General features: G+C 48.1%; 11 protein-coding genes. 5 read left to right on the plus strand and 6 right to left on the minus strand.

Translation table 11 applies throughout. The annotated features are described in order from the left end of the window. Positions 1-52 precede the first annotated feature (52 nt). The gene (locus QUA80_RS20125) at positions 53-1,120 is read left to right on the plus strand and encodes a hypothetical protein (protein ID WP_333426869.1); all 1,068 of its coding nucleotides are present in this window, start codon (positions 53-55) and stop codon (positions 1,118-1,120) included. A gap of 216 nt (positions 1,121-1,336) precedes the next feature. Next, on the plus strand, positions 1,337-1,513 hold the full coding sequence (locus QUA80_RS20130; RefSeq protein ID WP_333426870.1) for a hypothetical protein: 177 nt from the start codon (positions 1,337-1,339) through the stop codon (positions 1,511-1,513). On the opposite strand, the gene QUA80_RS20135 is transcribed toward QUA80_RS20130, so the two are convergent. Together QUA80_RS20135 and QUA80_RS20140 are read right to left on the minus strand one after the other, a co-directional pair. Then, entirely contained in the window at positions 1,482-2,750 is a 1,269-nt protein-coding gene (locus tag QUA80_RS20135; protein ID WP_333426871.1) for a pitrilysin family protein, read from the minus strand. The genes QUA80_RS20130 and QUA80_RS20135 overlap by 32 nt on opposite strands. 276 nt (positions 2,751-3,026) lie before the next feature. After that, positions 3,027-4,292: a pitrilysin family protein gene (locus QUA80_RS20140; RefSeq protein ID WP_333426872.1), complete on the minus strand. Its 1,266-nt coding sequence runs from the start codon at positions 4,290-4,292 to the stop codon at positions 3,027-3,029. 450 nt (positions 4,293-4,742) lie between these two features. Here QUA80_RS20140 and QUA80_RS20145 point away from each other — a divergent pair, with 450 nt between their 5' ends. Further along, a complete protein-coding gene (locus QUA80_RS20145) occupies positions 4,743-5,771 on the plus strand; it encodes a hemerythrin domain-containing protein (RefSeq protein ID WP_333426873.1) in 1,029 nt (342 codons plus the stop codon). 440 nt (positions 5,772-6,211) lie between these two features. Here the strand turns inward: QUA80_RS20145 and QUA80_RS20150 are convergent, their stop codons facing one another. Continuing rightward, a complete protein-coding gene (locus QUA80_RS20150) occupies positions 6,212-7,072 on the minus strand; it encodes an SDR family oxidoreductase (RefSeq protein ID WP_333426874.1) in 861 nt (286 codons plus the stop codon). A 535-nt stretch (positions 7,073-7,607) separates the two neighbouring features. After that, positions 7,608-10,166, minus strand: a complete 2,559-nt coding sequence (locus QUA80_RS20155) for an SdrD B-like domain-containing protein (protein ID WP_333426875.1) — start codon at positions 10,164-10,166, stop codon at positions 7,608-7,610. Between the two features lie 149 nt (positions 10,167-10,315). Between QUA80_RS20155 and QUA80_RS20160 the strand changes: the two genes are divergently transcribed. Further along, the gene (locus QUA80_RS20160) at positions 10,316-10,438 is read left to right on the plus strand and encodes a hypothetical protein (protein ID WP_333426876.1); all 123 of its coding nucleotides are present in this window, start codon (positions 10,316-10,318) and stop codon (positions 10,436-10,438) included. Here QUA80_RS20160 and QUA80_RS20165 read toward each other — a convergent pair. Next, positions 10,435-10,644: a hypothetical protein gene (locus QUA80_RS20165; RefSeq protein ID WP_333426877.1), complete on the minus strand. Its 210-nt coding sequence runs from the start codon at positions 10,642-10,644 to the stop codon at positions 10,435-10,437. The genes QUA80_RS20160 and QUA80_RS20165 overlap by 4 nt on opposite strands. Positions 10,645-10,826: 182 nt before the next feature. Continuing rightward, positions 10,827-12,752 carry an SdrD B-like domain-containing protein gene (locus QUA80_RS20170; RefSeq protein WP_333426878.1) on the minus strand — a complete coding sequence of 642 codons (1,926 nt, stop codon included), beginning with the start codon at positions 12,750-12,752 and terminating at the stop codon, positions 10,827-10,829. A 266-nt stretch (positions 12,753-13,018) separates the two neighbouring features. On the opposite strand from QUA80_RS20170, the gene QUA80_RS20175 reads away from it, so the two are divergent. Further along, positions 13,019-13,699, plus strand: a complete 681-nt coding sequence (locus tag QUA80_RS20175; RefSeq protein WP_333426879.1) for a peptidoglycan-binding protein — start codon at positions 13,019-13,021, stop codon at positions 13,697-13,699. The last annotated feature ends 782 nt before the right edge of the window (positions 13,700-14,481 follow it).

Genomic DNA, 14,481 nt, shown 5'->3' on the forward strand with positions numbered 1-14,481 from the left:
CACGGCGACCATTATTGATCGTCCGCTCTCTTAATCCTGGTGGTGTAACCTTTTGACACTGATTCAGCAAGCCCTAAGTAGCGTTTCTGGCGGTAGCTTGGGGGCTTCTGCCTTTTCAAGCTTGGTGAAATTTGGTGGAATTAGTGGTAAATCCCTCAGCCAAACGGCTAGCAAACTGTTTAGCAGTGACTTGCTTACGCCCCTCCTGACGATGGGGCTATTCCCTGACCTGATTCAGCGATTTATCTTTTTCCCTATATACGATTGGGATCGGGGAACAGGTCTGGAAGTTGCGTTTGAAAAAGCTTGGGATAAGCTGTCTATTCCAAATCAAGATAATCCCTTGCGGCAGTCTTTTTACCAGCACTGGCAGCCTCAGGGCATCGCCCCTGCACTGGTTCTCAACACAACTGTTGTCGAAACTGGCGATCGCCTGGTGATCAGCCCCTTTCAGATTAATTTGCCCAACAAAGAAAATATTGCCATTGATGAACCCGATCTAGATTTGAAACTGAGTACAGCGGCTGGCCTCAGTGCTCGTTTTCCCTACTTCACCCCTGTAGGGTGGTACCAACGCAGTAAGGACAAAAGTAAATTGCATTTGGCTGATGGCGGTTATTTTGATAATTCTGGTATTCCTACTGCTTTGGACATTGGGCGCAGCTTACAGCGACTTAAGGGTTACGGAACAACCTTTGAAATTGTCTACCTATCCTTAATTGATGGGCAATTTAACGAGCCTCCTACTCAACTCAAAAGTGAAGGACTGAACGAGGTTTTATCGCCAGTTCGTGCTTTGTTTAGTGCGCGCGAGTCCCGCAGCCGCAGTGCTGTTGAGTTGTCTACGTTCACGATCAATGATGGGATTGACGATCCACTCAAATATAAATTCAGAACCTTGTTCCTGAAAAAGTCAGGTGATGGCGTTAAGTTGCCTCTGGGTTGGCTCATCTCTGAGCGCTCAAGGAAATTTATCGATCGGCAGACACCAGATCCCAATGACCCCGCAACAGCCTGTGAAATCGAAAAATTCCGACAAGGCTTTGCAAACGGTCGGGTGCGTATGAATGACAATCATAACCCTTGTGTGATCCGATCGATTGGCAACGATTTGAGTTAGATTAAGCAAATGTCTAGCGATCTACACCTACTGTCTATCTATTTAGCAAAGGCGCGATCGCGGAATCGTTAAGCTAACGGCGCAACCTAACAATTCGGTTGGAGGGGATTGTTGAAAGTCGCTGGTGGTGCTAGGAGTGTTATTTGCAACCGCTCAACCTGAACCTTATACCAGCAGCGAAAAGTTCGTTGAGGTGGTCGGTTTCAGTTCAAGATAATGCCAGCAAGAATAGTTGGCTTTGTTGTTAAGTTTGGAAAAATTAAAAGCGATCGCAAAACACAAATAATAGTTAAGCGAAAAGTCTTTTTATCTGCGATCGCAGCGATCGAACTTTTCACAAGTTCGATCGCCAATTTCATACTCAACAAACAGCCGCTACACCCAACTCTGTAATCGCCATCTCCGGGCCCACCAAAGAAATATATGGTTCTACAAAATATTTCTTAGCAGCATCCCGCGCTTCTAAAGCTGTCACCTGTGCAATTTCTTCTTGAAATTGCTGGTCAAATTTAATTCCCAATCCCAAAATTTCGTACCAGCCTAAAACTTGGGCAATTTGCGAATTAGTTTGTTTTCCTAAAGCATATTGACCGAGCATTTTATTCTTGCAAGCTTGCAATTCTTCCTCGCTTAGTGGGATGTTGGCGAGTCGATCGACTTCTGCGCGCAATCCTTCAAAAGCAGTCGCCGTATTTTCCGGCGCCGTACCCATGTACACGACAAACTGAGCCGTGTCCAAGCGCGTCGCGTAGACTGCGGAAACGTCGTAAGCCAAGCCCCGCTTTTCCCGCAATTCCACAAACAACCGACTCGACAAACCGTTACCCAAATAAGTATTGAGCAACTTAATCGCTGCGTAATCAGGATTTTTGACAGAGGGTGCGAGGTAGCCCAGCATAATCACTGATTGCTGCGTATCTTGCGCCGTAACGACCGATTTAGGGGAGGGGTAGAGAGGGGGGACGGTTAAAGTTGGCAGGGGTGTTAAAGGCGCTTTCCAGTCGCCAAAAGTTCGATCGATCAGGGCGATCGCATCTTCGGTCGAGATTCTGCCGGCTACAGAAATAACTATATTATCGGGACGGAAATATGTTTTGTGGAACTGTGCGAGCTCGTTTCTGGTTAGCTTTGACATAGTAGCTTCCGTGCCCAAGGGAGAGAAAGCATAGGGGTGTTCCTGGTACATCGCGTGCCGCAATTGCTCGAAGGCGATCGCAAATGGCTGTTCTTGCTGCGATCGAATTGCCGATATGGCAATGCGGCGTTCGAGTTCGACTTCAGCTTCCGGGAAAGTGGGCGATCGCGTCAATTGCGCCGCCAACTCCAAAATCTCCTCAAAATCCGCAGAAACCGTTTTCAAACTCACTAAAAAATAGTCTGTAGTAGAGTCGGCACTCAACCTCGCTCCCACCGATTCTACACGCTCGGCAATTTCCAGCGAAGACAGCCGATCGGTTCCCTTAGTCATTACCGCCGACAGCAAGTGACACAATCCTGCTTGTTCCGGCTGCACGTAGCGACTGCCGGCCCGCAGAAATATCCTAGCTGCAATAATATCTGCTGCTGGATTTTCTGCTGCTAAGACAACAATACCGTTGTCTAAAACCGTGCGCTGGATTTCATTTTTCATGGTTAATTTAGTTGGAAGTACGCTCGCGTAGCTGAAGTATTGGTGATTGAAAATGGGTAATTGGTAATTGGTAATTGGTAATTGGTAATTACTCGATCGCCATTTTTCTATTTTCCATGTGCATTTTGTATGATGTCATACCGGGTAGGGCCTGACGCACAACATTTAAATGTAACAACATCTATCCCGTAGAGTGCGCCACAAGCACAAAGAACCCCGGACAAATGCCGAACATCTATCCGGTACAAAAGATATTTATATTCACAAGCTTAACGATTAGATTGGTTTGAGTACCACGGCTGTATAGCGTCGCGGAGAGAGATATTGTTGAGCTAGGCGCTGGAGGTCTAACGGCCCAAATGCTTTAATCCTGGTGGGATAGCTAAGCGCTAATTCGGCACTGGCGATCGTATTGTAATATCCGTAAAGACCCGCTAGCTGTCCCGGCGTTTCGATCGAGAAAGCAAAATCGTTGCACAGCAAACGCTGACAGCGGAGCAATTCTACCTCGGAAACCGGCTCAGACTGCAATTGCCAAAGCCGATCGCAAATCCGAGATTCCACCTCTTCGACATCCTTCGCGTCCAAGACTGCACTGATAGTAAATAAACTCGATTCCCGTTGCAGCGAGAAAGTGCTGTCGATCGCCTCTACCAATTGTAATTCTTCCCGCAGTTCCCTGACTAAACGCGAAGTCCGCCCGTCTGCGAGCAACACCGACAGCAAATCCAAGCCGCAAGCACTTTGCAAGTGTTCAACTCCCGGGCCCGTCCAGGCCATCATCAGCCGCGCTTGTTCCAATCGGGGGAGGCCCAATTCCTGACGCCGAATTTCTATCAGTGGCGGTTCCGCCTCTGCGGTTAATTTGGGACAATCCCACCTGTCAGAAAACTGCTCGAATGCTTTCCCCGTGACATCCCTAGCCTGTTCTTCATCAATTCCCCCGACTACCACCACAGTCATATTTTCCGGCTGATAGTGCGATCGGTGAAAACAGCGCATTTCATGGGGAGTTCGCGACATCAGCAGTTCTTCCGTGCCGAGTACCGATCGCCTGTAGGGATGTCGCTGGTAAACTGTTTCCATCATGGCTTGGAAACCCAGCCAATCTGGATTGTCTTGAGCTTGACGGATTTCTTCGAGCACCACATCTCGCTCGCGATCGAATTCCCGATCCGGAATCGAAGCCCGCAGCAGCAATTCTGCCAGCGGCTGGGCAGTTTCTGCTAAATAATCGGCTGCTGCGTTGACGAAAAAATGCGCGTAGTCGTGACTTGTAGCTGCATTCGCGACACCGCCGCGATTTTCGATTACCTGGTCAAATTCTCCAGGGGCGATCGAATCCGTCCCTTTAAATATCATGTGTTCTAGAAAATGAGCCATTCCCGACCAAGAATCCGGCTCCAGCGTAGCGCCAGCCCTCACCCACACGTCTAGTGCGACCACCGGTGTGGCCGAAATCCGCTGGTGAATGACCGTTAACCCATTATTCAGCTTCCAGACATTGGCTGGGAACTCTAAAGCAGTGAGCAGTTGAGACAAGCTAGTTATTCTTAAACTTTAGTTAACTTCGGCTGCAACTATCGTAGCGCCTTCCAGCTATGCGATCGGGATTAATTGATACAGAAATCATCAGTCAGTCGATTTTAGATTTTAGATTTTAGATTTTAGATTTTAGATTTTAGATTTACTGCACAGATGAATCTGGGGACTTGAACAAGAGTCTAAAATTTTGAGCCGATCGCTACAGGAGTAAGTGGCACGGTATCCGTTTTTGGGCGGAGTCCTCTGCCATTAATCCTTACTCATCAGTTATTTTTTACTTTTTGATTTTTTTCAAGCAGTCTCAAATACTTACCATTTTTTTGCTCAAAAGTCAATAGGTTGTGCGGGATATTAATGAATCAGTCGGGAGAAAGAGGATGTTATCAGAATATATCAATAAATTAAAAGACGTAAGAACACTAAAGACCTTGAGAGGAGAAACGACAGATGGTAGCTACCTTAGAAGATACCAAGCGCCAAGCGATCGCAACTAAATTAGCAGACATGAAAGCGCTGCAAAACCTGTTGATCGCCAACGAGCAATTGTTCATCAATTCCTGCAACGACTCCGAACTAGCTCAGCGCTTCCGAGATATGCTCGAGGACGATCGCAAAAACTTAGGCGTATTAGAAACTACGATCGTACAATACGGCATTCAAGCCGAACCCAAAGAAACAAGCACAAAAATGATTCAAGAAGTTCAGAAACTCATGCAAGGTTCTGAACTCACCATGTTTGAAAAAGTCGCTCAGCACGAACTGCTCAAACACAAACAAACAATGGCCGGCTTGTTAATTCACAAAGCCGCTCAAGTAGTCGGCGCCGACATCGAAGCCGCCATTACACCCCTCAACACAGTTAACTTTGAGAACCGCGCTCACCAAGAACAACTCAAAGGAGTTCTCGAAATTTTAGGCGTGCGCGAACTAACCGGCAAAGACCCCGACCAAGGCGTTTGGGCCCGCGTGCAAGATGCAATGGCAGCCATGACCGGCATCATCGGCGGTGCAGTTACCCGCACCAAAGATGAGATGAATATCACCGAAATCATCACCATGGATCACCGCAAAGCCGATACCCTATTTATGGAAATCGAAAAAACCGACGATCCGAAAAAACTGCAAGAATTCTTCGGTCAGTTGTACAAAGATTTAAGCGTTCACGCCGAAGCCGAAGAACAAGTTGTTTATCCCGCAATTCGCAGCTACTACAGCAACACTCAAGAACTGTACGACGAGCAAGCAGAAATGAAGCAGATGCTTGCCCGAATTAAGTCTCTTAACCCCAGTAATTCGGATTTCAAAGCCCAAATCAAACAGCTCCAAACAGCGGTTCAAGATCACGTTAGACAAGAAGAAAACGATATGTTCCCTCAAATTCGCCGCAACCTGAGCGAAGCACAAATGGAACAAATGGCGACTCAATTCAAAGCAGCCAAAAGCACCATCCAGCAAGAAATGGCTAACCTGAGCTAATTCAGCAGCAAGCTAACGGTAGCTCTAGCTGAGCTAAAAAATAGCTAAACTGCAACCTATCAATCCCGCTACCCACGTAGCGGGATTACTGTTTTGTGTAAACTCACCAATGTTCAAAAACAAATATTAAATCTGTTAGCATCGGAATTATCGATCTATCTATTCTCTGTATCTGCGTGAATCAGCGTCAATCCCTTGTCATCTGCGCTTGCTGAAATTCTCTTTTTTTAACCGCAGATACAGGCAGATAAACACAGATTAACGCAGATTATACGCCCGACGCTGCTACCGGATTTGATATAACTAAAAAAATGAATAAACCCGCCCTAGCTAACGTGGTTGTGGGGCGGGTTTATTTAGATTGTGAGTTATAATCAGAGATTGTGGGTGAAAGTCGCCCCCACAAAATTCAGTTATTTATATCTCAACTCGCGCTAAATCTATCCGTTAATCACAGAGCCTCCGTTGGGATGCAAAATTTGACCCGTCATGTAAGACGAATCTTTTGAAGCTAAAAATACGTAACTGGGGGCAACTTCATCGGGTTGACCGGCGCGTCCCAAGGCCGTGTCTGCACCAAATTTCGCCACTTTTTCTTCAGGGAAAGTTGCAGGAATTAGAGGCGTCCAAATCGGCCCGGGGGCGACTCCGTTGACGCGAATTCCTTTTTCTGCCAAACTCTGGGACAAAGAGCGGGTAAAGGCAACAATTGCTCCTTTTGTGGAGGAGTAATCTAACAATTGTTGGTTGCCTTTGTAGGCGGTGACAGAGGTAGTATTGATGATGGCACTTCCTTCTTTGAGATGTTTGAGAGCGGCTTTTGTGAGGTAAAACATTGAGAAAATGTTGGTGCGGAAGGTGCGCTCTAATTGTTCGGCGGTGATGTTTTCGATGCTTGGTTGGGGATGCTGTTCGGCGGCGTTGTTGACGAGGATGTCGAGATGGCCAAATTCTTTAACTGTTTGTTCTACAAGATTTTGGCAGACGCTTTCATCGCCGATGTCGCCGGCGATCGCAATACAGCGGCGGCCTTGTTGTTCGATCGCCTCTTTGGTTTTTTTAGCATCTTCATTTTCGTTAAGATAGCCGATCGCCACATCCGCCCCTTCCTTGGCAAATGCGATCGCCACTGCACGCCCGATACCGCTGTCTCCGCCGGTAATTAAGGCTACTTTCCCGCGCAATTTGTTGCTGCTGCGGTATCCCTCGGCGAAGGATTGAGGTTGCGAGGTCATCTGGGATTCGATGCCCGGTTGCTGTTCTTGATGTTGAGCCGGATTAATCTTCTGTTCGGTTGGCATAAAAAATTCCTCTAAGTTCTACCTCTATAGATAAAGGTTTTCTTGGAGTAGGGAATCGTTCTTTTTGCCGATCGTCCTCTACGACTAAAGACAGTAATTAAAGAGATAAATAAACCCGCCCTCCAAGTTTATGGTTGTGGCGGGCTGGTTTATCTAAATTGCGAGTTTTCCTCAAAGATTGTCGTTAAAACCCGCCCATAAGATCGTGGGGATATATTTGTTGTAGAGGCGGGTTTCACGAAAAATATTGCCGGTAATTCAAGAGATAAATAAACCCGCCCCCCCGATCCCCTGATTGTGGCGGGCGGGTTTATCTAAATTGCGAGTTTTCCTCAAAGATAGTCGATAAAATCCGTTCCTACAAGCATCGGGATATATTTGTGGTAGGGGCGGGTTTCACAAACAATCTTTGTAACTCATCCAAGAGATAAATAAACCCGCCCTCTTAACTAACCTGTGGTTGTGGGAGGCGGGTTTATCTAAAAACAAGCTAGTTGCTAATAGTTGAGTCTCTAGTTTGACACTCAACTTAACTCTAGAACAGCGGACTTGAAGTTGGAGCGCCCAACAGCAAGTTATCGTCGAGCTTCTGAGCTTCTAAAAACGATAAGATCGAAGCCTCCACCGACTCTTGCAACTTCTCGACATTAACAACATTAGCCGCACCAGCATTATCAAGTACGACCTGGTTATCAACAATGCTGCCTAGTTGAGAAGCAGTCAAGAGACCGCCCTCCGTCAGAGGATCGATGCTAGAAGCAGTAACGGTTGGTGTAGCTGTTGGCGTCGGTACCACCACCGTAGGCGTAGTGTTAGGGCCCGGCACGTCAAAGCTAACCGGGTTGGGCCCAGTTCGGATCGGGAAATTGTTGGGAACGCCCGGAGTATCGAAGACTTCCAAAACCGAGTAGGTAGCTGGAGACAAATTATTAAACCGAGCAATACCAGCAGCATCAGTTCTCACCAGGGGTTCTGTTGCAGCATCGTAGCGGCCGTTGCCGTTGAAATCCAAAGTAAAGGGCACATCGGCAAGCGGCGGTTCGTTTCCGTCTTTTATACCGTTGCGGTTGTCATCTCGGAATTTAGGAACCAAGAGGTCATAACGGCGGGAGTTACCGACCAAAGCGCAAGTAAAGGTTTGATTTGCACCGAGAACAACATCTAGTGCTTGGGTAGTTTGGAAGTAACCAGGAGGCGTTACTTCTCGAATGCTGTAGGTGCCGGGGCGCAAATTGTTGAATGCAAAGACACCAAATTGATTGGTAGTGGTAGTGGGTTCATTTGCTTGCAACACACCGTCACGATTAGTATCGATAAAAATGGTGACACCAGGAATAGCTGGTTCGTTTCCATCTCGATAACCGTTCAGGTTGAAGTCCTCAAACTTACACCCGGTGATGTTGCTGTTAGGTGTGTTGGCAAAGGTAACGTTGGCGTCCTGAAGATTGAGGGTAACATCGACGCGATCTGCAGTAGAAGGCGAGAAATTCGGCGGTACAACTTCGCGGACGATATAGTTGCCCGGTGACAAGTTGGTAAAGGCGGCTCTTCCCTGGTCATTTGTCCTGAGTTGCTGTTCTCCAGTGTCGGGAGTGCCATTATTGTTGGTGTCGAGGAAGACAGTGACATCGCTAATAGGCAATTCACCCTGATTTGGTTCGTAGCGACCGTTGGCATTCAAGTCGTTGTATTTGAAGACATTGATGATTGGTAGAGTGTTGCCCACACCGGCATTACTGCCAATACCCTGAGTAGCTCCAACCGGAGAAAAGGTAAGTGATGGTTGGGGGCTGGGGGCTGGTAAAGTTGTAACTGGCGCTGCAAAAATCGGCCGCTCACCAGTGGTCGCGATCGATCTTTCACCTGTTTGTTGAACGCCGTCGCGGTTGGTGTCTACGAATTTAGGGTCGTTTGGTTTCAGCGTGTAGGTTGAGTCTGCTACTAGCAGCGGTTGCTCTCTGCTGATCGTACCCTGGAATCGGGCCTGAGGCCCTGGTGCCGCAACCAGAGTGGGGTTTGGAGTTGTTGCTACTGGAGCATTGAGGTTTCCTGGGGCACCGCCACCTACTTCTGCAGGCAGTACACCCGGAAAAATTTCTAACACTCTGTAATTGCCAGCTCGCAAATCCTTGAAGGTAACTACTCCGTTCGCATCTGTGATGGCTATCGGTTCGGAGCCTGCTCCATCCCAGCGGCCGTTCCCGTTGATATCTAAAATAAACGGTACTCGGGCAATGGGAGGTTCCAAGACTCCATTAACAACATTTCGCGTGCCGCTGCGGTCTATGTCTCGAAATTTGTTAACTTCAATTTGATAGAGCGGAGTATCGCCAACTTGAGCGCAGGCAAAGGTTTGACCGGCTGCTACCGTCACGTCGAGTACGGGAACGTTGCCGGGGGGTGTGCTTTGGGGAAAATCTTGTGTTTCTAATGGTTCTGCGTTCGTAGCATTAACTTCTAGTCCGGTAACAGAATTAATTTGTCGTATGATCCGTTCTTCCCGAATCTTGTAGGTTCCGGGTGCTACGTTGAACGACCATGCACCATTTTTGTCTGTTAAGGTGTTGGCTTCCCCTGCATCGCGTTGACCGTTGCCATTGGCATCAATATAGATCCTGACATTTTTAATGCCCGGTTCATTTCCATCTCGGAAGCCATCTGCATCTATGTCTAGGTATTTGCATCCTACAATCCGGCTGCCTGTAACTGCGGTGTTGCCAAAGAAAACGTTAGCATTTCTGTTGCCGACAGTGACTGCGAGGGGGTTGGGAGTAGTAGCCCGGAAACCTGCAGGTATTGCGGTTTCCGTGAGTACGTAGTTGCCAGGAATAAGATTTATGAATGAGAACGCGCCGTTAGCGTCCGTCGTGGTTAAGACTTCGCCAGTACCAGCATCCAATACACCGTTGGTGCTTGTTGCTGATTCGAGGAGGATCGGGATATTTGCCAGACCTGGTTCATTGGGCTGTCTGATGCCATCGCCGTTCAAGTCATTGAACTTGATGCCTAAAATTGCCGGGCCAGCATTCCCAACCACAACTGGCTGTAATTGCTGGGCAATGCGTTCTTCGTTAGTTAAATCTAAATCTGCCATGATTTCTCTCCTTCACACCTAAATCCACGTAAATTACAGACTACTGTATGGGTTGTAACTTGCTGAGTAGTTTTTACTAATAGCTGACAACCGCTACTCGATTTTACATACGTCTGCACTTGAGGTAATGTTCCCCATCTAACACAACAATGCCTCAAGCTTTGTCGCTGGCAAGTATATCAGGTTTTGAAGAACCCTGGCAATTTGAGGGCAACTTCTTCAGGATTTGCACGCCTTCTCTGTCCGTACATACTTGCGGTTTTGAGCTTTAAAAAGCCGAAGACTGACTTCTTCCCCCCGAGTTCAAGTCCGGCGGACTCGTTCTTGTTTGTCCTAATTCGCTGTGCTTGACGATCGCAGCCTCAGCGATTGCCAAGGACAGCGAACAAGCATCGATCGATCTACCGGACTTGATATCACTTGCTTTGCCTGGAAATATGCGGATCGCGGTTGGGGGAATTGCCTGATAGTTTTTCACTCACAGAGATGCTACTGCCTCTGAATATTGCAACCAATATACAAGCCAGTTTCGGAGTTGCCGGAACTTAGGCTTGAGTGTTGGAGGTGGCCAACAATAGGGTATCACGCGATCGCCCTTTAACCTCTTCCTGATTTTGATCTGCTGTTTGGGATTCCGGTCGATCGAGCGAATGTCTCACCCTACATAACCGAGAAATCACTCGCTGCCACAGTGCTGACCCAGCGATCGATCGCCCCTTTAATTAATTCTTTCTTATTGACAAATTCCCCAAGTTGTGCATTAGGCTCCAGACCTAAATTATGTTGCCCAAAGTTAGGAAGATTGCCTAAATTCGGCAAAGATCCATCACTCAAAAATTTACTAATTCGATAACTATCATGACCCTGGCTCGAAAGCAAGCTATCCACCCCCATATTGGCTGCTGGTTCGCCCGCATAGTTGCTGGCATCCGTTAGCGGGTCGCCTTTCAAGGATTCAGCCGAGGTAGCCTCAGCATCTCCCGTCACCAAATCGATGCTGCTAGCCCGAATCTCTGGCGAGACAACAACCACCGCAGGCGGAGTCGTGAGAATGAAACCGGGCGGCGGAACTTCGCGGACAACATAACTACCTACCGGAACGTTGCGGAAACTGTAATTGCCTTGAAGATCGCTGAAGGTACTCGCTTCGCCCGGATCTAAACTGCTGTTGTTGTTGAGGTCGATGTAAATTTGAGTATTGGCGATCGGCGGTTCCCCGGGATCTAGGCGGCCGTTGGCATTAAAATCGTTAAATTTCACACCGCTGATGGTGCCCGTTACCAACACGTTGCCAAAGCTGAGATTAGTGGCATTTGTGCCGTTGCCCACGGTAATGGGAGTCGGATTTGGCGTGGTTTGTCGAAAACCCGGCTGCGGTACTTCCCTCACGAAATAAGTGCCTTGGGGCAAGTTAATAAAAGAGAAATTACCTTGAGGGTTTGTTAAAGTCGAAGGTTCGTTGGGGTCTCGGCCGCCGTTGTTGTTGAGGTCGAGGTAAATCGGCCAGTTGGCAACTCTCGGTTCCGTCGGTTCGTTGATACCGTTAGCGTTGAGGTCGTTGAACTTGAAGCCGCTGATGCTGCCTGTGGGAAAATTGTTGCCGAAATTGACGCCGACTGCGTTGGTATTGCCGGTGATGTCGATCGGACCTGGATTTGGCGTAGTCTGTACCCATCCCGGTTGCTGGACTTCCCTCACCAAATATCGCCCGGGAGAAACATTGGCAAAAGTGTAGTTGCCTTGCGGGTTGGTGATGGTGTTGGGTTCGCCCGGATCGAAGCTGCCGTTGCCGTTGAGGTCGATGTAAATTGGCCAGTTGGGCAGAGGCGGGTCTGTCGCATCTCGGACGCTGTTGGCATTGAGGTCGTTGTATTTGAGACCGCTGATGCTGCCGACAAAAAAGACATTGCCAAAATTGATGTTGTTGACAGTGGCATTGGAAGTAACGCTAACTGGGCCGGGGTCAGGCGTGGTTTGGCGAAAACCCGCTTGCTGAACTTCTCTCACCAAATATGTATCTGCGGGAATATTGACAAAAGCGTAATTGCCTTGAACGTTGGTAAAAGTAAAAGGTTCGCCGCCGTCGAGCCTGTTGTTGCGGTTGATGTCGAGGTAAATTTGCCAGTTAGCTAGCGGTGGTTCTCCTGGATCGGGGCGGCTGTTGCTGTTGATGTCGTTGAATTTTGTGCCTGCGATCGTCCCTGCGTTAAAGTTATTGCCAAAATTGATATTGGCAGCGTTTGTCCCGCTGGTAATCGTAATGGGTGCGGGATTTGGAGTAGTTTGGCGAAAGTTCGGCTGCTGGACTTCCCTAACTTGGTAAGTGCCCGGCGGCAGGTTGACGAAGATGTAGTTGCCTTGCGCGTTTGTGAGGGTGGAAGGTTCGTTAAACTCTGGCTGGCCGTTGTTGTTGAGGTCGAGGTAGATTTGCCAGTTGGGAATTGGCACTTCTCCGGGATCGGGTCGGCCGTTGGCGTTGAGGTCGTTGTATTTGTTGCCGCTGATGCTGCCGACTTGAAAGTTCCCGATGTTGACGTTGCCGATGTCTATTTGGCTGGCGGTTCTGGTGGGGGTGGATTCGGACATGGTGTTGCTGGGGCCCAATGAACGCGGTTCAATGTTTTCTGTAGGGCAATCTAGCAGTTTTTTTGCCAATTGCAGCTATTTCAGAGAGATAAATTTTTTTAGGAAAGGGAAGGGCGGAAAAAGTTGCGAGTTTTGAGTTAATCTGGGAACCTAGATCTGCCTGGGAACCAGTAAATGCCCGATGCCCAATTCGCGATGCCGAAATTCCCAAATTTTTCCAGATTTGATGTACGATCGCTACCAGTTTTGCAGAGGTCGAATTCCTAATGTCCCAAAACTTGACAGCAAGCTGGAATGACGCCCGCGAGGTTCCCAGTTTGCTCTTCGGCTGGAGTTTGTGCGGTTTATTGGCAATAGGCTCGATCGCCTCTACTCCTGTTGCAGCACAGCTACCTACCTCCGAACAGACTAACAGCAACAGCCCGATCGCTCAAACAGGTACTCGCGCCCGCCCCACGATCAAATTGGGCAGCCGCGGATCGGAAGTGATCGAACTCCAAGCTGCTCTTAAATTATTGGGCTTTTACGCTGACACCGTAGACGGGATTTTCTCACAAAGCACCGCTAGAGCTGTGTCTCAGTTCCAGGAAGCAGCAGGCTTGGCTCCCGACGCAATAGTCGGTCAAGATACTTGGAACAGGCTGTTTCCGGAGGCTCCGACCGCCATCGTCGAAAACCCCACAGGCAACGCTCCTGTAACTGCCGACAACTCAGAGATTAACCCCCAAGCGCAGCCAACCAAATTTCCAGTTTTGAGAAGACGAATGCGGGGGGCGGCAGTCAGAGATTTGCAAGAACGGCTGCGGGCCAAGGGATTTTTGCGGGTGAGTGTTGACGGCGTGTTCGGCCCGCAAACTCAAGCTGCTGTCAAGGCCGCTCAGCGACAATATCAACTGCCAGCAGACGGCATTGTCGGCCGCGCAACTTGGGAAGCTCTGCTGCGTTGACAGCAAGCCAAAAGTTCCGGGTATGCACGTTGTGCGGTCGGGCGATCGTACAAATTGTTAATAATTGCTTTTGGAAGTATTTCTGCACGTCAAAAAGTGTCAAGTTTGGTAAACAAAGTGTTGTCATGCACGCAGTTGGTGTTAACTTAAAAACATGAGGGGCAAAACCAAGAAGCACAAAAAACTTGGATAAAAAATTTGGAATTAGAGTATTTGTCCCGATCGGCTCTAGTTCTCAGGCAACACCTGAACCGTGTAGCTTATTAGCAAAGAAAAGTTGACATTGCGATAGGGATTTCCTAGATAGCTTGAGGTTATTCGATTAATCAAAAGTTGCGATCGCAAAGTCAAACACAGAAGTCTGAATAGACTCCGCTGATAGCTAGCTCGTCCGCAGAGTAGTTGCAAAAAAGTCCACCTTAGTTGTAGTTTGCTGAAACTCAGCAGAGCTAAAAACCCATTTGAATCAACTGAATTTACAAACTTTTTAGGGTCTGGCATCCGATATGCTAGGCCCTAAAATTTGGATTTTTTTGTTTAAGCAGTCAGCAGTCTTTGACTGTTATATCAAATCCGGTAGCATCAGAATTAATATTACCCACAGCTTTCGAGACGGCGCTGTGGCTTTGAGATCGCGTCGCTCGTGCAACCGGCAACGATATCATATCAGTTCCGGTTGCATCGGAAGAATTTAACCGCAGAGAACGCAGAGAACGCAGATGGAGATGAGAGAGAGATGAATAATTCCGATGCTAACGGAATTAATATCGGTAGTTTTTGAC

The organism is Microcoleus sp. F4-D5, assembly GCF_036704885.1.
In the GTDB taxonomy this organism is placed as follows: Bacteria; Cyanobacteriota; Cyanobacteriia; order Cyanobacteriales; family Microcoleaceae; genus Microcoleus.

Coding starts and splice junctions, on each gene's coding strand:
- QUA80_RS20130 (WP_333426870.1), top strand. CDS start 1,337: ATGCCAGCAAGAATAGTTGGCTTTGTTGTTAAGTTTGGAAAAATTAAA.
- QUA80_RS20135 (WP_333426871.1), bottom strand. CDS start 2,750: ATGAAAAATGAAATCCAGCGCACGGTTTTAGACAACGGTATTGTTGTC.
- QUA80_RS20145 (WP_333426873.1), top strand. CDS start 4,743: ATGGTAGCTACCTTAGAAGATACCAAGCGCCAAGCGATCGCAACTAAA.
- QUA80_RS20150 (WP_333426874.1), bottom strand. CDS start 7,072: ATGCCAACCGAACAGAAGATTAATCCGGCTCAACATCAAGAACAGCAA.
- QUA80_RS20155 (WP_333426875.1), bottom strand. CDS start 10,166: ATGGCAGATTTAGATTTAACTAACGAAGAACGCATTGCCCAGCAATTA.
- QUA80_RS20160 (WP_333426876.1), top strand. CDS start 10,316: ATGCCTCAAGCTTTGTCGCTGGCAAGTATATCAGGTTTTGAAGAACCC.
- QUA80_RS20170 (WP_333426878.1), bottom strand. CDS start 12,752: ATGTCCGAATCCACCCCCACCAGAACCGCCAGCCAAATAGACATCGGC.
- QUA80_RS20175 (WP_333426879.1), top strand. CDS start 13,019: ATGTCCCAAAACTTGACAGCAAGCTGGAATGACGCCCGCGAGGTTCCC.